Consider the following 21,301-nt stretch of genomic DNA (forward strand, 5'->3'; position numbering starts at 1 on the left):
TATGGAGTTATATGGATTATTGGGAGAAAAATTAGGTCATAGTCTTTCTCCAGAAATACATGAACCAATATTTGAGAAGTTAAATATTAAAGGAAAGTATAATTTATTTTCTATTAAAAGAGAAGATTTTTCTAAGGTAATATGTAGTCTTAAAGTTTTAGGCATAAAAGGAGTTAATGTAACTATTCCTTATAAAGAAGAAATAATGAAGCAATTGGATGTTATTTCAGAAGAGGCTAAAAAAATAGGTGCGGTAAACACTGTTCATATAGAAAATGGGAAAGCTATAGGTTACAATACAGATTACTATGGATTTTATAAAATGCTAATTAGAGATAATATTGAAATAAAGGATAATGAATTTTATGTTTTAGGAGCAGGTGGTGCATCTAAAGCAATTATACATTGTTTACTTGATAATGGGGCTACAAAGGTTGTTTTAGTTTCTAGGGATAAGGAGAAAACTAAGGAAAAGTTTAAGGGTGTAAATATAGAAATTATAAATTATGAGGAATTAAAAAGTGTAAGTAATAAGTACGCTATAGTTAATACTACACCTTGTGGAATGTATCCAAATATAGATAGTTGTGCTGCTGATGAAAAAATAATTGAGAACTTTAAAGTAGCCTGCGATATAGTTTATAATCCAGAGGAAACTAAATTTTTAAAGATTGCAAAAGAAAAAGGATTAAAAACTGTAGGTGGTTTATTTATGTTAGTAGGTCAAGGGGTTAAGGCTGAAGAAATTTGGAATAATAAAAAAATAGACACTTCTTTAGAGGAAGAAATTTTTAATAAATTAAGAGTAAAGTTTAATTAAATTAGGAAGATAATATAAATAGTACACAAAATATAAATAGGTGGTATTGATAATGAAAAAAGGAATTGTTTTAATTGGAATGCCTGGATGTGGAAAATCAACAATAGGTAGAGAAATTGCAAAGAAAATGGATTTTAAATTTGTTGATATGGATAGTTTTATAGAAGCTTGCTCTCAAAAAACTATAGAACAATTATTTCAAAAGGGTGAAGATATTTTTAGACAATGGGAAAGTAAAAGTTGTGAGGTTTTAAGAAAACTTGATAAAGCTGTAATTGCAACTGGAGGGGGAGCTGTAAAAACAAAAGGAAATATTGAGTATTTTAAAGATTTTACAGTTATCTTTATAAATAGACCATTAGAGTTAATATTTGAGGATATAGATACAGAAGCAAGACCTCTTTTAAAAGATGGAAAAGAAAAACTTATAACCTTGTATAGAGAAAGAATTGATTTGTATAAAAAATATGGACAGATAGAAATTATAAATGATGGAACTATAGATGAAGTTGTAGAGGAAATAATAAAGGCTGTAGATTTATCTTATATTTAGAAGCTGTATAAGTAGCATTAAGCTTTTAGATAAGAATTCAGGTGAAATTAAAATTTTATCTGAATTAAGTTTATATTTATAGTTTTTAAAATAGCTGTATTATACTAAATTTAGAGAGAAGGTTTTATTATGAAAATAAAATTAATAAATGGACCTAATTTGAATTTTTTGGGTATAAGAGAAAAAGGAATATATGGGACTAAAAGCTTTGAAGAGGTAGAAAAGTACGTTATAGAAGAAGGAAAAAAGTTAGGTCATGAAATAATATCTTTTCAAAGTAATATAGAAGGTGAATTAATCAATGCAATACAGGATGCTTATTTAAACAACTATGATGGGATAATCATAAATCCAGGGGCATATACTCACTATAGTATTGCATTATATGATGCATTAAAAAGTGTAAATATGAAATGTGTAGAAGTTCATTTAAGTAATGTTCATAAAAGAGAAGAATTTAGACATAAGTCAGTGACAGCAGCAGCATGTATTGGACAAATAACAGGGTTTGGGGAGTATGGATATATAATGGCTATAAATGCACTTGAAAATAGCCAGTAATAAAAAAGTGTTTTATTAATTAAGGTTAATTAAAAAAGGGGGGATTTCATATGGTCATAACTATTATTGGTTTAGGAGTTATAGGTGGTTCTTATGGACTTGCCTTAAAGGGAAAAATATATGGTGCAGAGATAAATGGTATTGATATTTCTGAGGAAACTTTAAAAAAGGCAAATGAAATGGGAATTGTAAGAAGGTCTGCTATTTATGGAAGTGAGGAATCTTATAATATTATTTCTGAAAGTGATTTGCTTATTGTTTGCTTGTATCCAAAGAAGATTAAAGAGTTTATTCAATGTTATAAAAAATCTTTTAAAGACGGACTTTTAATAACTGATACAACTGGAATAAAGGGCAATTTCATTAATAATATTTTAAGTGAACTTCCAAAGGGCGTAGATTTTGTATTTACACATCCTATGGCTGGAAGAGAAAAGAAAGGCATAGAATATGCTTCTAGAAAAGTATTTATAGGGGCTAACTTTATAATTACACCTATTATTATAAATAAAGAAGAAAACATAGAAAAGATTAAAGAAATTGCTAAAACTATGGGGTTTGGTAAAATTTCAATGGTAAATCCCTATGAGCATGATAAAATAATAAGTTTTACTAGTCAATTACCACATGCCATAGCTGTTTCCTTAATAAATAGCGATAATTATAATATGGAAACAGGAGTTTTTATAGGGGATAGTTATAGAGATTTAACTAGAATAGCTAATATAAATGAAGAGTTATGGAGTGAGTTGTTTATAGATAATAAAGAAAACTTAATTATGGCTATTGAAAATTTTCAAGATGAATTAAATAAAGTTAAAGCAGCTATTAAGAATGAAAATGTAGATGAACTTAAAGAATTTTTTGTGAAATCTACTGAAAGAAGAGAAAAACTTTAAAGTAGAAAATTTAAAATAATCAGAAACTAATGAAGGGAATGTATCAAAAGTTATGGATATGTTCCTTTTTTAAATATATTATAAAAAATAAAATTCTTTATTGAGTCATATATTAATAGAAATGAATTAATTATAGGGGGATAAAATTATGGGGATAAAGGTGGTAACAGATAGTACAAGTTATATACCAAAGAAATATATAGAAAAATATGATATAAGGGTAGTTTCTTTAAATGTAATAATGAATGGGATTAGTGAAAGAGAAGTTGAGATAAATGATGAGGTATTTTATGAAAAGATGGAATTATCATCAGAAATACCTACTTCATCTCAGCCATCAACAGAGGAATTTTATAATGCTTTTGAGGAAATTGTTAAGGGGGGGGCATAGTGTATTAGGAATATTTTTGTCATCAAAAATGAGTGGAACTTATTCTACTGCTTTTTTGATTAAGGATATGATTTTAGAAAATTATCCTAATGCAGAAATTGAAATAATAGATTCTATGAATACAACTATGGCAATGGGATTTTCAGTAGTAGATGCTGCAAGAAAAGCTATGGAAACTAGTAAGACTTTAGGAGAAATAAAAGCTGAAGCAAAAGAAATTATAGAAAAGTCAGATATATTATTTTCACCAGGTGGTTTAAAACATTTAAAAAAAGGTGGAAGAATAGGAGCTGCATCAGCATTAATTGGAGGAATACTTCAAATAATCCCTATATTACATGTTAAATATGGTGAAGTGGAAGTATTAGATAAAGTAAGAACTAAAAAGAAAGCTATTAATCAAATGATAAAAATAATAGGTGATAGAATGAGGAATAAAGGTATTACTGAAGCTGTTGTTTATCATATTTTAAATAAGAGTGAAGCTATAGACTTAAAGAAACGATTAAAATTAGAATTAAAAATAGATGCAAAAATAATGGATATTGGACCAATAGTAGGTTTACATGTTGGACCAGGAAGTATAGGAATAGCCTACTATACAAAATAATGAAATCTTTTTATAAAAAAAGAGGATGTATCACAGCATTTTGTACCTATATAGCTATCTTGGCAAATGAAAAAATACATTTATCTGATAGCTAGAGGCTGTAATACTCCTATCTTCTATAAGTAGGAGATAAACAGCCTCACGCTTCTAGATAACGACCACTATGCATTCAGATGGAGTCAAAACTCCATCTGAATTAAGTCTACGTTTATAAAAGTAATATAAATTAGGGTGCTGATTTGATACAGCACCTTTGTTTTTTAACTAGGTATATAGGCTCATTATTTGTGACCACGTACCTAGGTAAAGGAGCTTTAATATTTTTTCTATAACAGTTTGCTAAAGTTTTTAAACTCATTTTATTTTCTGAGTAAGTTCTGCTACAGTTTTTGTTAAATTATAAGCTGGCTTATAAGTAAAAAAGTAATGCCAGACTTTTTTATAAAAATATTTTATAAAGTAAACCCAAGGTTAAGAGAGTTCCCAATAATATAATTGCTGAAGGCTTTAGCTTTTCAATAATACTATGGTTTTCTTTTTTATAATTTATTTTAAAGTCATAGTTTAGATTTTTTAAACTAGAATTCAAAATATCTTTACTAACTTTTATTAGGAACTTTTTATTTTCCTTTGAAACAATCTCCAATTTCCTTGATTTTTCATAATAATTGAAATGTTTAATTGAAGAATAAGGTATGCTTAATTCATCAGTACTATTATTTCCGTTGTTAAGGCTACCTAAAATTAAATGATTTTTAGTAAAAGCCATTAAACAATCAAAGCTTTGATTAGTTTGAAATAAATTATTTAAATCATTGGAATAGGTTGCTACTGGAGAACCTATTAAATAACTTATGATACCAGTTCCTCTATTAAGAATCGACGGAACTTCATTTGGAGTTTCGTATATGGGCTCAGACATTAAATTTACACTTCCTTTTCTTTTATATTATTAATGATTATTATAAACATTATATGTGAGGAAAGCAATAAAGTTTAAAACTTAAAGTCCTTTTTTCTTTCCTTCTATACCTCTTTCCTTTAATATTTCATATATAGTTTTTGATGTAGTATCTTCCATTGTATAACCTAGAATATTTAAAATTTCTTGAAGTTCTTTTTCTGATGTTGTTTCTATTTCTATATAAGGGAAAGGACAAAAACTAGGATCATTTATATCTATTTCTATTAAGGAATTTTTATACTTATAACTTTCTCTATATTTTTTTATACTTTCTTGAAGCTCTAACCCTAAAGAAGTAAAGATTTTACTTCCCATTTCACCATTTTCTATTAGGGTTTCGTTTTCTTCCATAACCTTAAATTTTTCTTGAGATAGCATTTTCTTTGTTGTCATGAAATGAACAATTTTATTGTTTATTAAATCTTCTACAGTTCTTATTCTTGCATAACCTTTTTCACTTAGTAATCTTCTGTCTGGAAAGTCATATATATTATTTATTTGATTTTCTTTTTTTACATTTTCAGCTTTTATTTCAGTCATTTTATTTCTTATTTCATCTATGTTTATATCCATTATTCTAGTTTCAAATTCTTTCATTGTAAGACCTCCAAAAGATAATTTATTAATTTAGATTCTTTAATTATAACAACATTATATATTTAGGTAAAAGAAAAAGTGTTTTAAAAACTTAAATTTTGGGAATTATAAATTGAGATAGAATTAAGATTTTATGGGAAGAGGGTATTTTATATGAAAAAATTTATGTTTTTGATTATAGGTTCTTTAATAGCAATTATTTTTTTTGGACTTTTAATAAATAATACTAAAATAATGCAATCATGGGGAGAAAAGAGTAGTTTTGAATCAATGAATATGCAAGGAGATAATATAAAACTAAATATAAATGGTAAAGAACTTAAATTAAATAGCAAAATATTTTTAAATGAAAATAGATATTACATACCATTAGATGAAATAGTTAAGGTTAATAGTGGAACTGTTAAAAGAGGTAAAAATTCTATTGTTATAAATTTATTTAATAAGGAAATTGTTATAGATAAAAATAATTGGACCATAAATAATGAAAACATTAAGTTAAAGAAAAAAATAATTAATTATAAAAATGATATATATATATCTTTATTTGATTTTGCTAATATATTTGATTTAGAAAGTAGATGGAGTTTTGATAATAAAACAATAAAACTTTATAAAGTTGAAAAGGATAATAGTATTGAGAAATACTCTGGAAATGGAAAGCAAGAAGGAGCTATAAGATTTGAGGATGTATCTATTGAAGGTAATGGAACTTTAAAAGAATCACAGTATTTAGAAACTTTAAGGTTTATAGGAAAGAACTTGTACGAAAGAGATATGTCTTACTTTATAGCTTGGATACCTAGATATATTAATAAGGAGAAAAATGTAGATGCAGATCCATCAAAGGAAAATTCATTTCCTTTAGCAGAATTAGTTTATACATTAGATTATCTAAGTAGTAAGAATGCTTATATAGGTCTTCATGGATATACCCATCAAAGAGGTGATGAGGTTTCAGGAGAGGGCGAAGAATTTGGAAAGAATTATCCATCGCTTGAAGAATTAAATTCAAGAGTAAAAAAAGCTTTAGCAATAGCAGATTATTTAGATATAGATATTTCATTTTTTGAAGCACCTCATTATTTAATAACTGTTAAGCAAAATGAAGAACTTGAAAAGAATTTTAAGTATATATTTAATAATTACAACTGTGAAGTTCATCTTGATAATCAAAGAAATATAATTAAGTCTCCTACAGGAAATAATAGCTATTACATTCCAACCCCCCTTTATTATGTGGAAGATAGTACAGGAGATAATATGATAAAGAAAATTAAGAGATTTCCAAGCAGTGATTTTGCTGGATTATTTTATCATCCTTTTATAGAAGTTGATTATATTGATTTTACGGAGGATGAAAATGGAGTTCCCAAAGTAAGTTATAAGGAAAAATCAATTTTGATGAAAATAATAGATGCTTTAGAAGAGAAAAATATTAAATTAATGAGATTAAGTTGAACTTTTTAGGTATAAGTAGATTAAGAATTTTAAAAAGTAGAGAAAGCTTATAAATTTGTTTATGAGAGGTTTACATATGTAAAAATATAAAATACAATAGAGTATATTGAAAGAGTTAATAAAAAATTCATAAATTTCACTAACTATTAATTAAAAACTATCAATAGTTAGTGAACTTGTTTTTTGCTTTAAGATAATCAATGGAATTTACTAGAGAAGAGGTTAAGGATTTGTTTTGGTTTAATAAAAAATTGATTTTAGAAGACATAGGTACTATAAACCCTAAGGAAGATAATATACTTATTAATTTTGAAGGAAATACTTTGAAATTAAAAAATAAGATATATATCTGTAGAAATAGATATTATATACCTTTTAGTGAGATAATATCAGTAAATGGAGGAGTTATAAAAGAAAAGGGAAGCAATATTAAACTTAACTTTCAAGATGAAGAGTTTAATTTAAATACTAGCGATAATACTTGGATAAATAAAAAGTTTAAGAGAGAGGTAAATAAATTAAAAAAACCCTTATTAAAAGATGGGGAAACTATATATATTTCATTAGTTGATTTTGGAAATATTTTAAATTTAAAAAGTAGATGGAATAGTGAAAATAAGTGTATAAAATTATACAAAGATATAGACCATAAGGAAGTAGTTCCTTATGTAAGAAATAGTAAACAAAAAGGACTTTTAAGATTAGAGGATGTTGCTATTGGAGGTAGTGGAACAAAATATGATTCTAACTATTTAGAATGCACTAGATATATGGGAGCCTTTTTAGGTAAAAGAGGTGTTCCTTATCATGTAGCTTGGATACCTAGATATATAGATAGTAAAAAAAATATAGATGGTGATCCATCAAAGAAAAATTCATTCCCTTTAGCGGAGTTAATTTATACTTTAGATTACTTATCCTTTAGAAGAGGGATAATAGGATTACATGGTTATACTCATCAAAGAGGTGATGAAGAATCAGGTATAGGTAATGAATTTGGGGCAGACTATCCAAGTATTGATGAGTTAAAAGAGAGAATAGAAAAAGCACTAGACATAGCTAAATATTTAGATGTAAAGATAGAATTTTTTGAAGCGCCTCATTATGTAATTACTTTTGAACAAAATAAGGTTTTACAAAATTATTTTAAATATATAATAAATAATTATAAAAGTGAAGAGCATTTAAGTAATCAAATTGATATAGTTAAAGCTAATGATTATAAGGAAGCTTATTATATTCCAACACCTTTATATTATGTTGATGATAGAACAGGAGATAATATGGTAAGGGTTATAGAAAATATGGACAACTTTATATTTGCAGGATTATTTTATCATCCAATAGTAGAGCATACATTAGTTGAATTTAAGGAAAGAGAAGACGGATATCCAGTAATGGAATACAAGTTTGAATCAACTTTGAAAAAGGTAATTAAAGCCTTAGAGGGAAGAGGCGTAAATATGATAGAAGTTAGTGAAATCTAATAATAATGAGTTTTGAGAAATGAATTTTAAAGCAATAGTTTTAATAATTGGTTAAATATAGTTTTTTCTTTTCTTAATAAAGTGGTATAATTATAGTAATTCCCACTGAAAAAGTAGGGATTAATATAAAAGCAACTTTGGAGGTATATTCATGGATAAAAAGGAAATTTTAAAAGCATTAAATTTCAGACATGCAACAAAAGAATTTGATGAAAGTAAAAAAATATCAGATGAAGATTTTGATATAATATTAGAAACTGCTAGATTATCACCTAGTTCAATGGGAATTGAACCATGGAAGTTCATGGTTATACAAAATAAAGAAATAAGAGAAGAGTTAGCTAAAGTTTCTTGGGGTGGAAAAAAACAAATACCAAGTGCAAGTCACTTTATCTTAGCATTTAGTAGAACAGCTCAAGACTTAAAATATGATTCAGAATATATAGATAATCTTTTAAGAGAAACTAAGAAGTTTCCAGAAGAAGTAACTCAAATGATGAAAGACATAATGAAATCAATAGAAGAAACTCGTCTTCCAAATGATGATTTAATGTTACATTATTCAAGAGAGCAAACTTTTATAGCATTAGGAAATATGATGACGGTAGCTTCATTATTAGAAATAGACACATGTGCTATAGGTGGATTTGATTATGATGCTGTCACTAAAATCTTAAAAGAAAGAAATTTAATAGATACTGATAGATATAACTTAACATGTATGTTAGCATTGGGTTATAGAAAAGTAGAACCAGCTCCAAAAACAAGAAGAGAAATGAACGAAGTAGTAGAGTGGGTTAAGTAATAATAAATGTGGATACATCAATGACTTTGATGTATCCACTATGCCTTTTAGCTAGCTATATAAGTTCACCATTTGTGACCGCTCACCTACGTAAAGAAGCTCTAACATTTCTTCTACAATAGTTGCTAAAATTTTCAAACTCCTTTCAGTCAAATAGTGAAAATTTTTTACACAACTATTGCTCAGAAATGAAGAGCTTCTAATTACTAGTTCAATGGTCACAGCATTCTGTACCTATATAGCTATCTCGGCAGATGTTAATACCTAATATTGTGATAAACCAAGACTTAATTTAAGTAGAGTCTTGACTTTATTTGAATTTTAGTTAAAGTTTATAAAACATTATATATAAATTTAGGGATTGCATTAACGCAATCCCTAAATCTTTATAACCAATTTTTATATCTCTTGATGTACCACATTTTTACGAATTGTGTTAGTGTGCAGTATGCAACTATTACAAAGGCAATGTATGCAAAGTATATTAGTGGTACAGGAACCATTCCAACAATTGAACCTATTGCTGTGTAAGGAAGTATCCAGCCTATTGCTAAAGATAGTATTATACCAACGTTCATTTGCCATGAAGCATTGCTTTGGAAGAATGGTACTTTTTCTGTTCTTAACATATAAACTACTAAAACTTGAGTAGCTAGTCCTTCTATAAACCAAGCAGTTTGGAACATTGGAACTTTTGCAGCTGTTGTGCATCCAAATACGAACCACATTAATAGGAAAGTTGTTTGGTCAAAGATAGAACTTGTTGGTCCAACTATAACTGTAAACTTAACTATATCAGCGCCATCCCATTTTCTTGGAACTTTTAAGTATTCTTCGTCAACTTTATCCCATGGTATAACTATTTGAGTTATATCGTAAATTAAAGTTTGAAGTAGTATTTCAAGTGGTAGCATAGGTAAGAAAGGTAAGAATATACTAGCTACCATTACACTTATAGTATTTCCGAAGTTTGAGCTTACTGTCATTTTTAAGTATTTAGTTATATTAGCGAAAATTTTTCTTCCTTCTATAACTCCTTCTTCAAGAACCATTAAATCTTTTTCAAGTAGAATTATATCAGCAGCTTCTTTAGCTATATCAACAGCAGTATCAACTGATATACCAACATCTGATTCTTTTAGTGCAATAGCATCGTTGATACCATCTCCCATGAAACCAACAGTTTTTCCGTTTTCTTTTAAAACTCTAACAATTCTAGCTTTTTGCATTGGATTTAATTTTGCAAAAACATTAGTGTTTTTTGATAAATTAAATAGTTCTTTATCTGATAGATTATCTATATCACTTCCAAGTACTATATTATTAACGTTTAATCCAACTTCAGCACATACTTTTTTAGTTACTATTTCATTATCTCCAGTTAGAATCTTAACATCAACACCGTAGTTATTTAAAGCTTTTATAGCTGCTTTAGCACTTTCTTTTGGTGGATCTAGGAATGCTATGAATCCTATTAAAGTCATTTCACTTTCATCTTTAACACCAAAGTCTGTTGATAAAGACATATTATCCTTTTTAGCAACACCGATAACTCTCATGCCTTCAGCATTTAATTTTTTACTTGTGCTTAAAACTTTTTCACGACGTTCTTTTGTTAATTCATAAGTGTGACCATTTAATTCAACGTACTTAGAAATTGAAAGCATTTCTTCTAAAGCACCTTTAGTTATTATTCTTCCTTGATCTTCTTCTTTTCCCTTTAATACAACAGACATTCTTCTTCTATTAAAATCAAAAGGAATTTCATCTACTTTATCAAAAACTGCATCTAAGTTTTTAAAGCCTTGTGCTTCACCAAATTCTATAATTGCTAAATCCATTAAGTTTTTTAATCCAGTTTGGAATGAACTATTTAAATATCCATACATTAAAACTCTATGGTCTTCTTCACCATTTAAGTTTAAGTGTTTTTCTACAATTATTTTATCTTCTGTTAAAGTTCCAGTTTTATCAGTACATAAAACATCCATAGCACCAAAGTTTTGAATAGATTTAAGTTTCTTTACAACTGTCTTTTTCTTTGACATTTTTACAGCACCTTTAGCTAGGTTAGCTGAAACAATAGTTGGTAGCATAACAGGAGTTAGACCAACAGCAACTGATACGGCAAATAAAAGAGCTTGTAGGAAACTTCCTTTATCAATCCAGTTTATTATGAATACTATAGGAACCATAACTAGCATGAATTTTAATAATAGTTTAGATACTTTCTCAACACTTTTATCAAAGCTAGTTTTTCCATCTACTGTATTTAAATTCTTTTGCATTGCTCCAAAATAAGTAGTTTCACCAGTACCAATAACTACACCTAAGGCACTACCACTAATTACATTAGTTCCAAGCAGACAAATATTACTTAAATCACCAATGTTGTTTTTAGAATCAGTATTATAGCTGAACTTTTCAATTGCTTCAGATTCTCCAGTTAGTGCAGATTGACTAATGAATAAATCTTTACATTCTAATATTCTTAAATCAGCAGGAATCATATCACCAGCTGCTAGTTTAACTATATCTCCAACAACTAGATTTTTCATATTTATTTCTTCAAAATCTTTTCCATCTCTTTTTACAGAGCAGGTAGTAGTGACCAAATTTTTAAGTTCTTCAGCAGCAAGTCCAGATTTAAATTCTTGAGCGAAAGAGATTATACCACTTACTAGAATTAGAATTACAATTATGATAATTTGTGACCAACTAGCTTGGCCAGGTGGAACTAAAACTACGTCTGTAAAGTAACTTATAATAGCTATTAGTACCAATACTAAATTAAAGTAGTTCATAAAGGATTTTATAAATTGCATTAATACAGAATCTTTTTTACTTTCATTAACTGCATTAAGTCCATATTTCTCAATTCTCTTTTCAACCTCAGTGGAACTTAAACCATTTGTAGTACTACTGAATTTACGTAGTAAATCTTCCTTTGGAAGATTGCTATTTTTTATTAATTCATTACTAATTTTTTTATAATTTTCTTCATTGAATTTTCTTTGATTTTTATTTTTCATTACATCATACCTCCAAAACTTTTTTAGGGTATGAATAGTAGTAATTATACTTACAAAAATTTTGCTTTAAATTTAGATTAAAGTTACATCTTTAGTGATAATCAATACAAGCTGAGAAGCTTGTACTAACAGTAGTATTAAATTTAAAAGAACATTTGGGCAAGTAGTCATCACTACTATTCATCGGTTTCCCATCACTTTCCAAACTTCTCACCTCCGTTAAAATAAATATAAAAAAGCCCTTTCATTGTGTAAGTAGCAAACTTAAACAATGAAAGGGCGTATAATCAGAATTATACAATCCATCGTTCAAGCTTTGACTCTACAAGGCGGTGAAATTGCATTAAATTAAGCCTTCTTTGTTCGGCAAAATCTGTTGACCTGTTAAAAGTGTTTCCACCTTTTCACGGCAGCAATCCATATCCTTGAGGTAGCCTCACCTACCGAGGGGATTCTTAAATTTTTCTTGGTTTTTATTCCTTAATAACTATAAAACAAAAAAATGAACAAGTCAATAACAAGTTATTAATAAATTGTTAAATAAGTTGAAGTATCGTAAATAGATAATAAAGTGAAATTTGTAGAGCAAGTTTACTTTATTGTTTTTGATTTTAAGTTTTGTTACAATAAAAGCTGAGTTTATTAAAAATTTGGAGGGTATTTTAGATGATGGAGTATGTTAATGATATTAATATTATAGAAGCTGTTATACATATATTAGATAATAATTCAGACGAGCCTATTTTAAATGAATATAAATTAGATTTAAGTGATGATATTTATAAGTTTTTGTTTAAGCATATAGAGAGAGCTTTTAAAGATGAAGAACTTAAATATGCTGTTTTTAATCCAGATAGACATGTTGTTAAGGAAGTTTCCCAAGAATTCTTAACAGGGATAAATACTGATATTGTTGAGGTTTCTAAGGAGTTTGCTAGACAAATGTTTTACATTATGAGAGCGAATAGAAATATTCCAAGTTGTGACTTAATAACAGTTTACATTTCAACTGATCATGGTCCTATGATTGGAATTTTAAAGATGGATTATGTTAAAAACTTTACTCATAAAGTTGATTTTGTTGATGATAAAATAGGTATAGGAATTGTTGAACAAGCATCAGGACTTCCAGCATCAAGTCAAAAAGTACAAAAGTGTGCTTTCATTAAACCTATTAGAGAAAATCAAGCTGTTGACTTAATGGTTATTGATAAACAGAAGAAGGGGAAAGATGGTGAAGATTATGGAGCTAACTACTTTATAAATCACTATTTAGGATGTACTGTTATTCAAAATGAAAGAGATATGACAAAAAGTTTTATGAAGGCGGCTGAAACTTTTACAAGAAATAATATTATAGAAGATGCTGCTAAGGCTGTAGAAGTTAGGGATGCCATAAAAACTAGAATGAAAGTTGAAGATACTGTCAATGTTAATGAAATAGCTAGAGAAATTTTTAAAGATGAGCCTGATATGCAAGCAAATTTCAATTCTTTCATGGAATCTCAAGGTGTTGAACGAGATGTAGAAATAGATAAAGAGTGGATTGAAAAGAAATTTAAAAAAGTTAGATTAAATATAGATAAAGAAATAGACCTATATTTAAGTAGCGAAGCTTACCATGATAGTGATAAATTTGAAATAGTTAGAAATGGTGATGGTTCAGTAAATATATTAATAAAGAAAGTTAAAAACTTCATAGAAAAGTAAAAAAGTTTATGCTAGTCACATAGCTGTCATAGTAATTATATAGAATTAACTGGAAGAATGGTGGCTATGAAATTAGTCATTGATTGCAGAAATACTGATAAAACCTACTTTAATTATATAATTAAATTCTATTAATACAACAGCTTAATTTGTTAATGGTTATTTTTTATTAGAAAAGGGGTTAACATATATTTTAGATGAGCTTATTTAATAGTATAAGATATAAATTATATTGGTAAAAGGAGTAGGTTAAATGCATACAAAAGAATATAAAATAGTAAGTATAACCAGCAAGATGACAGAGTTACTTTTGTTAAATGATGTTAATATAGAAAGATTATATAACCTTTTAGAAAGTGAAGATGAAAATACAAAAATGCTTATAGATGTTTTATTCTTTACTTTGAATACTTAAGAAACTTAGAGGATGTATCAAATTACAGATACATCCTCTATGCCTTTTATCTAGCTATATAGGTTCACCATTTGTGACCACTCACCTACGTAAAGAAGCTCTAATATTTTTTCTGCAATAGTTGCTAAAATTTCCAAACTCACTTTATTCAAACAATGGAAATTTTTTCACGCAACTATTGTTCAAAAATAAAGAGCTTCTAGTACTAGTTCAATGGTCACAGCATTTTGTACCTATATAGCTATCTCGGCAGATGAAGAAATATATTTATAAAAGTAATATAAATTAAGGAATTAAAAGTTTATTCAGAAGCTCTATTTTACTTGCATTAAAGCTTGCTTTAAGGAAGGATATGAAGTTATGGAAAAGTTAAAAACAAAGAATTTAATACCAATTTTAATAGCATTACCTAGCTTTGGATTAGGATTAACTTGGAATATGAAAAGTACAATATTACCCTTACTTGTTAAAACAGTTACAACATCGAATTTTAAATTAGGATTATTGGCAGCAGCAGGACCAGTAGCAGGAATAATTTTTCCTTATTTATCAGGAGTAATAAGTGATAGAACAAATTTAAAAATGGGCAAAAGAAAACCTTGGATGTTATTAGGTGGTATAGTAGGTTCTATATTTTTAATTACACTTGGTTTGTCAAAGAACTATATCACTATGTTTATTGCTGCTTTTGGAGTATATGCTTCTTTTAACTTTTTTCAAGGTTCTTACTATGCATGGATACCAGAAGCTGTTGAAGAAAATGAAATAGGAAAAGTTAATGGTCTTGGAAAATTATTTTATTCTTTAGGAGGAATGCTTTTCTTCTTATTAGGTGTTTCTTTATTTCATAAAAATAAAGAATTCCCATTTATATTAATATTATTATCAGTATTAATTCCTATAGTTATAAGTACAACTTTAGTTAAAGAAGATGATAGTAATTTTAGAAAGCCATCAAAACTTAGTTTTGACTTCTTGAAAAATATTTCAGCTATGAGGGTATTTTTAGGTGCATTTTTCTTTTATATAGCTTATGGATTAATAACTCCTTTCTGGATTCCTTACTATGAAAAAGCTCTTAAGTTCACAAGCAATGAAATAAGTTTAGCTTTAATAGGATTTACTTTTACAGGATTAATATTATCAATAGTTGTGGGACTTTGGTGTGATAAATGGAACAAGCAATATATTTTTCTTATTGCAACTTTAATTTATATAATAGCATTTATTATTGGATGGGACGTAAAAGGACTGGTTATGTTATGGGTTTTTGCTCTTTTATCAGGAGTAGCTTTTGTAATATTTCAAGTTGTTTTTTATTCATTAATACCAGTAGTAGCACCAAAAGAGAAGTTAGGTGAATACATGGGAATAAATAATATATTTTTATGTATACCACAAATAATAAGTAGCTTATTAGGAGGATATTTATTAACTATAAATAAGGGAATATTCATCTTTCCTATATCAATAATATCTCTTATTATAGGAGCCATAATTATAGGATATAAAAGATTAAAAACTAATTAGTAACTCTCTATTAATTTAGATTAAAGAACTCATTTATAAAACCGATAATTTTATAGGTATTGAAGAAGTAAGTCTATGTTAATCTGATAGCTAGATGCTGTAATATTCCTAGCTTTAACGAGCAAGAAATAAACAGCTTCACGCTCCTAGATAACTGCGACTAAGTATTCAGATGGAGTAAAACTTCAGCTGAAATAAGTCTACGTTAATTAAACAGAATACTTGGGTAGGGGGATTTATGAGTTTATTAAAAAAAATTGTTATTATGTTTTTTAGTATAACCATCATTTCTTCTATAGCTTTTTTATCAGTAGGAAAAGAAATAATAGATGAAGTGAGCATGGGAGAACTTGAACGGGGACCAGGGAGAACAAATTCGGTTATATCAAGAATAAATGGAGAAGTAACAAAATTATCGGGAAAGGCTGTAGAATTTTCTAATTATTATGATATTAAAAATAATTTACAATCAAATTATAAAGAAGTTTCCGTAAATAAAATAATAGATATAGGAAAAACTGCTGAATTTTCATCAGTATCAAGTATTTTTTTATTAGAAGATGGGTTTAGTGAATTGAATAAGATATTTGATAAGGATAATATTAGCAAGGAAGAGTTAGATGTTATAAAATTGACTGTAACAGATTTAATAAAGAATTCTATTGAAGAAGGAAAAGGACTGGTTTCAGGAGTAATAAGTGGAAAAAGTCATCCTTATATAATAGGAGGAAAGAAGATAGAATCTGAAAATGATAAATATATTATAATGATTGAAAGAATGGATGAAGATTTTATAGAAAAGTTAGCTAAAGAAACAGGTAGAATTGTTGATATTATTCATAGTAGTAAAATCTCTGAAGATATTTCAAAAATGGAAGTGTCTAATTTAGGACAAAGAGAATACTTTTGTAATAGGCAGGAAGAAAAAACAGATATATATACTGAATTAGATGCTATAGATAATTCAGAAAATAAGTATTACATAAATTTAACTGATGATAGAAATGTTAGGAACAATGCAGAAAAAAATATATATTTATTAGTTGCAACAATGATAGTTATAACTATTTTATCTAATTTAGTACTATATTTAATTTTAAAGAAAAGTGTAATTAATAGAATATTGAAGATAAAAAACACTATAAATAGCGTTAGAGAAAATACTAAGTTTAATATGGAATTAATAGAAGATAATAAAGATGATGAAATTGGCGAACTTAATAATGATTTAAATTCAATGTTTAAAAGATTAAAAAGTTATTCTGAAAATCTTGAATTTATAAGTAGACAAGATACTTTAACAAAATTAAAAAATAGATATAGTATTAATGAGTATATTTTAAGCTTAACAACTAAGAAAGAAGACTTTGCTATATTTTTTATTGATTTGGATAATTTTAAAGTGATAAATGATACTTTAGGTCATCATATTGGAGATAAACTATTAGTAAAAGTTTCTGAGGTACTTTATTCTATAGTTGAAGAGGAAAAGAATTTAACTGTTGGTAGAATAGGTGGAGATGAATTTATCATAGTAAGGAATGGAAAAAATGATTTAGACGAAATCAAAAGAGTTGCATCTAAAGTAATTAAAAAAATAAATAAGTGTTATGAATTTAATTCATATATGTATGAAATAAAGGCTAGTATGGGAATAAGTTTTTATTCAGAACATTCTACAAAAGGCAGTGAGATACTACAGTATTCAGATATTGCTATGTACTGTAGTAAAAGAGATGGTGGCAATAGATATACTATTTTTGAAGAGCAAATGTTAGAACCTTTAAGGATAGAGAAGCGGTTAAAAAAGGCAATTGAAAAGAAGGAATTTAAAATGTATTTACAGCCTATATATAATGTAAAAAAGGATGCTATACAAGGTTATGAAGCTCTTGTAAGATGGTATGATGGAGATCAAGTTATTGCTCCATATAAGTTTATTCCATTAGCAAAAAGAACTGGAGATATTGTAGGTATAGATAATTTTATTTTTAAAGAAGCTTTAAGAATGGTTAGAGAATTAATAGACTGTGGCAAAGAAGAATTTTATATATCCTTAAATGCATCAAAATTATTTTTGAAGCAAGAGAATCTTATTGAATTTATAAAGGATGAACTTGAAAAGCATAATGTAGAAAGTAAATATATAAAAATGGAAGTAGCTGAAGATGAAATAATTGATGATTTTGAATATACCATAGCTTTATTAGATAAACTTAGAGATATTGGTATAGAAATATATCTTGATGATTTTGGGGTGGGATATTCTTCCTTTAGTCATATAAAGAAGTTGCCTATAGATGTTATAAAGCTTGATAGAAGTTTAATAATAGATATAGAAAGTAATATTAAATCTCAAGAAATAGTAAAAACCTTGATAAATATGGCTCATAACATGAATGTGGGAATTATTTGTGAAGGAATAGAAGAAAATAAACAGGTAAATATTTTAAGGAATTTTAATTGTGATAATATTCAAGGGTATTATTTTGGAAAGCCAGTTCCAAAGGTACATTATATTGATGAGATGAAAAAAGAAAATATGAAAGTAAAATAAAGTAAGTAAGAAAAGCAGTGTAGATAAAACTATACTGCTTTTCTTTATGTGTAGGATGTGTGGGACTAAATGATATTATAATTATAGACAGATTTACTTACTTTTAAACATAGAATATTAAATAATATTTAATTTTAAAGTAATTGTTTAGCTGATGTAACAGTTATTTCTAATACTCTATTTAAAAATGAAAATTTTTCTTTCATCATATCAAATTCAGAACCAGACTCAATAAATTTTGCAGTTCCTTCAATTAAGAAACCAGTTCCTTGGTAATTATTAAAGCCTAAAACTTCTTTACTTCCTAAAGTTACTTTTACTCTATTATTTTCATTTACGTCTTTTTCTGTACTATGAAGTCCAGCAGCTGGAATTAATATTCTTTTATTATCTTTTACAACTAAGTATGAGTTCCAAGTATTAGTTACATGAGGTTCATTTATTCCCCATGATGTTATTGACACAACACCTTCATGTTCTAATACTTCATAAAATTTTTCTGTAAGCATTTAAATTCCTTCTTTCGTGTAAATAATATTATAGATAATTATAATCGTGGATAATTCTTATCTGTAATTAGAATACGACTTTTTTTGTTTTTTGTCAATAGAATATATTTCACTTCATGAACAGTGGTTGTAATATTACAATTTACTATAAGATGGAGGGAGATAGACTTTAGTTTATAGTACTTTTTTAATTCAAATGAAGCTTTAATTATATCTCAATTAAGACTAAGTTTTAGAGAAGGGATATATTTAATAATCAATGATTACCTTGAATGATAATAAATAATAGGATAGTATTAATAATAGACTATATAACAAAGGAGTATGAAAAATGAAATTTTCAGTGGGAGTAGAATATGCAATACATTGTTTATTATATATGGTAAAATTACAGGAAGATAAACCTGTGGGAATCAGAGATTTAGCAACATTTCAAGGTATTTCTGAAACTTATTTATCAAAAGTATATGCAAAATTAAGTAAGTCAGGAATTGTAAAATCTGTTCCTGGTGTAAAGGGGGGCTATGCACTAGCTCGCAGTGCAGAAGAAATAACTTTCTGGGATATTATTGAAGCTGTGGAAGGAAAAGAATCATTTTTTCAATGTGCAGAAATTAGACAAAATAATATATTAGTAGATAAAAATAATCTGCCAGATGAATATACAAAGTGTCCTTGTCTCATAAAAGTTGTAATGTTAGAAGCTGAAGATGAAATGAGAAAGTATTTAAGAACTAAAACTTTGGCATGGTTATATGACGAAGTATATAATAAGAAATTTTCGAAAGATGTGGAAGAAGCAACAATTGGATGGTTTAGTAATAAAAGAGACTCTATATAGATTCGTGTAAAAACAATTTTATATAAATAAAAAGAGTAAGTATTACATAAGTTGTAGTACTTACTCTTTTTATTTATATTAATTATTCTTAAATATAGGTTTTACTGTTCGTTTGACAACATCAAAAAAGCTTAGCGACTTAACCATACGATTTGAATCAACATATTTTCTAATGGTACGAAGTACTTTTTTGGTTTCTTTAGAAGAAAAAGAATAGGTACCATTTTTTTTGGTTTTAATTGCATATCGTGGTATCCATTTTCCTTTTAATATTACTGAGATAATAATATAATCAATTTCTTCCCAAGGAATTTGAATAAATTTTCGATAATCATTAGAATTATAAAATTCAAATCCTTTATCACCAATCATTATTTTACCATAATCTGAAAGACCTGCAAAAGATGTTGCATCAACTACTAAATCAACTTTTGTATTAAGTGATTGAATCATACATTCTACCTCTTTTCTGCTAAATATATACCTTTATTTATATATTTCTAAAAAACTCAAGAAGCATTAGTAAAAAAATGATAAATATAATTGATATACTCATTAAATTTAATCTTAAATTTTTTTATTTTCCTCTTAAAATTTCAAATTAAATATCTATTATTTTACGTAGTGATATAATAAATAGAATATTACATTAAACCTATTAAATGGAATATTATACCGATAATAAATAAAGAAAGAATGATAATAATAGGAGATATTTTTTTCTTAAGTAGCCACATACAAAGTAATGTTAATAATAATCCTGTAAGGCCTGGAATCAATGAATCCAAGTTATTTTGTAAAGTTGTAACTTTATCAGGAGTTAATGATAATCCAGCTGCTTGTTGTAATAAAGCTTCCTTAATACCATTTGCTCCAGCAGGAAGACTACTCCAATCAATATAAGCACCTTTACTTAATTGAACAGATGAGATTACTGGTGTAAAGTTAATAGATATCCATCGATTAACTAATGATCCTAAGATAAACATACCGAGTATAGATGCTCCTTTTGTAACATCTTGTAATAAACTACCTGATAAATCTTCTGTAATACGAGAACCTGCCTTATAGCCAAATTCTTGTGTATACCAAGTAAATATCATACGAATAATATTCCAACCTAAGAAAAATATGATTGGTCCTAATATATTACCACTCATAGCAAGTGAAGCACCTAATGCTCCTAATATAGGTCTAACAGTAAACCAGAAAACAGGATCTCCAATACCAGCTAAAGGTCCCATCATACCAACTTTAACTCCCTGAATAGTTACATCATCTACAGGCGTTCCATTTGCACGATCTTCTTCTAATGCTAATGTTACTCCAATAATAGGTGATGCTACATATGGATGAGTATTAAAAAATTCTAAGTGACGTGTTAATGCAGCTGCCCTTTCTTCTTTAGTCTTATATAATTTTTTTATTGCAGGTATTAAAGAGAAGGCCCAACCACCATTTTGCATTCTTTCATAATTCCAAGATCCTTGAATAAAAAATGAACGCCACCAAATAGAAAAACGATCTTTTTTTGTTAATTTTATATTATTTCCCATTTT

General features: G+C 27.3%; 18 protein-coding genes, 1 pseudogene and 1 riboswitch. Of the genes and pseudogenes, 13 read left to right on the forward strand and 6 right to left on the reverse strand.

The window, feature by feature from the left end:
• The first annotated feature begins 1 nt into the window (after window position 1).
• From aroE to ARA19_RS07240, 5 genes and pseudogenes are all read left to right on the forward strand, one after another.
• Window positions 2–820, forward strand: a complete 819-nt coding sequence (gene aroE, locus ARA19_RS07220; RefSeq protein WP_055070309.1) for a shikimate dehydrogenase — start codon at window positions 2–4, stop codon at window positions 818–820.
• Between the two features lie 49 nt (window positions 821–869).
• Window positions 870–1,373 carry a shikimate kinase gene (locus ARA19_RS07225; RefSeq protein ID WP_147574421.1) on the forward strand — a complete coding sequence of 168 codons (504 nt, stop codon included), beginning with the start codon at window positions 870–872 and terminating at the stop codon, window positions 1,371–1,373.
• 129 nt (window positions 1,374–1,502) lie between these two features.
• The gene (gene aroQ, locus ARA19_RS07230; RefSeq protein ID WP_055070311.1) at window positions 1,503–1,934 is read left to right on the forward strand and encodes a type II 3-dehydroquinate dehydratase; all 432 of its coding nucleotides are present in this window, start codon (window positions 1,503–1,505) and stop codon (window positions 1,932–1,934) included.
• A 50-nt stretch (window positions 1,935–1,984) separates the two neighbouring features.
• The gene (locus ARA19_RS07235; RefSeq protein WP_055070312.1) at window positions 1,985–2,833 is read left to right on the forward strand and encodes a prephenate dehydrogenase; all 849 of its coding nucleotides are present in this window, start codon (window positions 1,985–1,987) and stop codon (window positions 2,831–2,833) included.
• A 148-nt stretch (window positions 2,834–2,981) separates the two neighbouring features.
• Window positions 2,982–3,834, forward strand: a pseudogene (locus ARA19_RS07240) (DegV family protein).
• A gap of 439 nt (window positions 3,835–4,273) precedes the next feature.
• Here ARA19_RS07240 and ARA19_RS07245 read toward each other — a convergent pair.
• Together ARA19_RS07245 and ARA19_RS07250 are read right to left on the reverse strand one after the other, a co-directional pair.
• Window positions 4,274–4,756: a hypothetical protein gene (locus tag ARA19_RS07245; protein WP_055070313.1), complete on the reverse strand. Its 483-nt coding sequence runs from the start codon at window positions 4,754–4,756 to the stop codon at window positions 4,274–4,276.
• Between the two features lie 81 nt (window positions 4,757–4,837).
• The gene (locus ARA19_RS07250; protein ID WP_055070314.1) at window positions 4,838–5,395 is read right to left on the reverse strand and encodes a class IV adenylate cyclase; all 558 of its coding nucleotides are present in this window, start codon (window positions 5,393–5,395) and stop codon (window positions 4,838–4,840) included.
• Window positions 5,396–5,548: 153 nt separating this feature from the next.
• Between ARA19_RS07250 and ARA19_RS07255 the strand changes: the two genes are divergently transcribed.
• The 3 genes from ARA19_RS07255 to ARA19_RS07265 all read left to right on the forward strand — a co-directional run bounded on the left by ARA19_RS07255 (window position 5,549) and on the right by ARA19_RS07265 (window position 9,148).
• On the forward strand, window positions 5,549–6,856 hold the full coding sequence (locus tag ARA19_RS07255) for a DUF2334 domain-containing protein (RefSeq protein WP_055070315.1): 1,308 nt from the start codon (window positions 5,549–5,551) through the stop codon (window positions 6,854–6,856).
• A gap of 200 nt (window positions 6,857–7,056) precedes the next feature.
• Window positions 7,057–8,343 (forward strand): DUF2334 domain-containing protein, encoded by a 1,287-nt coding sequence (locus ARA19_RS07260; RefSeq protein ID WP_084764340.1) that lies wholly within the window; start codon window positions 7,057–7,059, stop codon window positions 8,341–8,343.
• A gap of 151 nt (window positions 8,344–8,494) precedes the next feature.
• Window positions 8,495–9,148 (forward strand): NAD(P)H-dependent oxidoreductase, encoded by a 654-nt coding sequence (locus ARA19_RS07265; protein WP_055070317.1) that lies wholly within the window; start codon window positions 8,495–8,497, stop codon window positions 9,146–9,148.
• Window positions 9,149–9,534: 386 nt separating this feature from the next.
• Here the strand turns inward: ARA19_RS07265 and mgtA are convergent, their stop codons facing one another.
• Window positions 9,535–12,180 carry a magnesium-translocating P-type ATPase gene (mgtA, locus tag ARA19_RS07270; protein ID WP_055070318.1) on the reverse strand — a complete coding sequence of 882 codons (2,646 nt, stop codon included), beginning with the start codon at window positions 12,178–12,180 and terminating at the stop codon, window positions 9,535–9,537.
• 293 nt (window positions 12,181–12,473) lie between these two features.
• Window positions 12,474–12,635, reverse strand: a riboswitch (M-box (ykoK) riboswitch).
• A gap of 214 nt (window positions 12,636–12,849) precedes the next feature.
• Here mgtA and ARA19_RS07275 point away from each other — a divergent pair.
• The 4 genes from ARA19_RS07275 (at window position 12,850) to ARA19_RS07285 (ending at window position 18,392) form a co-directional block, all read left to right on the forward strand.
• Entirely contained in the window at window positions 12,850–13,890 is a 1,041-nt protein-coding gene (locus ARA19_RS07275; RefSeq protein WP_055072080.1) for a nucleoid-associated protein, read from the forward strand.
• 253 nt (window positions 13,891–14,143) lie between these two features.
• A complete protein-coding gene (locus ARA19_RS17540; RefSeq protein ID WP_157452236.1) occupies window positions 14,144–14,305 on the forward strand; it encodes a hypothetical protein in 162 nt (53 codons plus the stop codon).
• Window positions 14,306–14,665: 360 nt separating this feature from the next.
• Window positions 14,666–15,835, forward strand: coding sequence for an MFS transporter (locus ARA19_RS07280; protein WP_055070319.1), 1,170 nt, complete (start codon window positions 14,666–14,668; stop codon window positions 15,833–15,835).
• Between the two features lie 238 nt (window positions 15,836–16,073).
• Window positions 16,074–18,392, forward strand: a complete 2,319-nt coding sequence (locus tag ARA19_RS07285; RefSeq protein ID WP_055070320.1) for a putative bifunctional diguanylate cyclase/phosphodiesterase — start codon at window positions 16,074–16,076, stop codon at window positions 18,390–18,392.
• Between the two features lie 134 nt (window positions 18,393–18,526).
• Here ARA19_RS07285 and ARA19_RS07290 read toward each other — a convergent pair whose 3' ends face one another.
• Window positions 18,527–18,901: a pyridoxamine 5'-phosphate oxidase family protein gene (locus ARA19_RS07290; protein WP_055070321.1), complete on the reverse strand. Its 375-nt coding sequence runs from the start codon at window positions 18,899–18,901 to the stop codon at window positions 18,527–18,529.
• 331 nt (window positions 18,902–19,232) lie between these two features.
• Between ARA19_RS07290 and ARA19_RS07295 the strand changes: the two genes are divergently transcribed.
• The gene (locus ARA19_RS07295) at window positions 19,233–19,742 is read left to right on the forward strand and encodes an Rrf2 family transcriptional regulator (protein ID WP_055070322.1); all 510 of its coding nucleotides are present in this window, start codon (window positions 19,233–19,235) and stop codon (window positions 19,740–19,742) included.
• Between the two features lie 78 nt (window positions 19,743–19,820).
• Here the strand turns inward: ARA19_RS07295 and ARA19_RS07300 are convergent, their stop codons facing one another.
• Together ARA19_RS07300 and ARA19_RS07305 are read right to left on the reverse strand one after the other, a co-directional pair.
• A complete protein-coding gene (locus ARA19_RS07300; RefSeq protein WP_055070323.1) occupies window positions 19,821–20,195 on the reverse strand; it encodes a DUF956 family protein in 375 nt (124 codons plus the stop codon).
• Between the two features lie 191 nt (window positions 20,196–20,386).
• A complete protein-coding gene (locus ARA19_RS07305; RefSeq protein ID WP_055072081.1) occupies window positions 20,387–21,298 on the reverse strand; it encodes a PTS system mannose/fructose/sorbose family transporter subunit IID in 912 nt (303 codons plus the stop codon).
• Window positions 21,299–21,301 lie beyond the last annotated feature (3 nt).

The organism is Clostridium massiliamazoniense, from assembly GCF_001403635.1.
In the GTDB taxonomy this organism is placed as follows: domain Bacteria; phylum Bacillota; class Clostridia; order Clostridiales; family Clostridiaceae; genus Sarcina; species Sarcina massiliamazoniense.

Coding starts and splice junctions, on each gene's coding strand:
- aroE (WP_055070309.1), top strand. CDS start 2: ATGGAGTTATATGGATTATTGGGAGAAAAATTAGGTCATAGTCTTTCT.
- aroQ (WP_055070311.1), top strand. CDS start 1,503: ATGAAAATAAAATTAATAAATGGACCTAATTTGAATTTTTTGGGTATA.
- ARA19_RS07235 (WP_055070312.1), top strand. CDS start 1,985: ATGGTCATAACTATTATTGGTTTAGGAGTTATAGGTGGTTCTTATGGA.
- ARA19_RS07245 (WP_055070313.1), bottom strand. CDS start 4,756: ATGTCTGAGCCCATATACGAAACTCCAAATGAAGTTCCGTCGATTCTT.
- ARA19_RS07250 (WP_055070314.1), bottom strand. CDS start 5,395: ATGAAAGAATTTGAAACTAGAATAATGGATATAAACATAGATGAAATA.
- ARA19_RS07255 (WP_055070315.1), top strand. CDS start 5,549: ATGAAAAAATTTATGTTTTTGATTATAGGTTCTTTAATAGCAATTATT.
- ARA19_RS07260 (WP_084764340.1), top strand. CDS start 7,057: ATGGAATTTACTAGAGAAGAGGTTAAGGATTTGTTTTGGTTTAATAAA.
- ARA19_RS07265 (WP_055070317.1), top strand. CDS start 8,495: ATGGATAAAAAGGAAATTTTAAAAGCATTAAATTTCAGACATGCAACA.
- mgtA (WP_055070318.1), bottom strand. CDS start 12,180: ATGAAAAATAAAAATCAAAGAAAATTCAATGAAGAAAATTATAAAAAA.
- ARA19_RS07275 (WP_055072080.1), top strand. CDS start 12,850: ATGGAGTATGTTAATGATATTAATATTATAGAAGCTGTTATACATATA.
- ARA19_RS17540 (WP_157452236.1), top strand. CDS start 14,144: ATGCATACAAAAGAATATAAAATAGTAAGTATAACCAGCAAGATGACA.
- ARA19_RS07280 (WP_055070319.1), top strand. CDS start 14,666: ATGGAAAAGTTAAAAACAAAGAATTTAATACCAATTTTAATAGCATTA.
- ARA19_RS07285 (WP_055070320.1), top strand. CDS start 16,074: ATGAGTTTATTAAAAAAAATTGTTATTATGTTTTTTAGTATAACCATC.
- ARA19_RS07290 (WP_055070321.1), bottom strand. CDS start 18,901: ATGCTTACAGAAAAATTTTATGAAGTATTAGAACATGAAGGTGTTGTG.
- ARA19_RS07295 (WP_055070322.1), top strand. CDS start 19,233: ATGAAATTTTCAGTGGGAGTAGAATATGCAATACATTGTTTATTATAT.
- ARA19_RS07300 (WP_055070323.1), bottom strand. CDS start 20,195: ATGATTCAATCACTTAATACAAAAGTTGATTTAGTAGTTGATGCAACA.
- ARA19_RS07305 (WP_055072081.1), bottom strand. CDS start 21,298: ATGGGAAATAATATAAAATTAACAAAAAAAGATCGTTTTTCTATTTGG.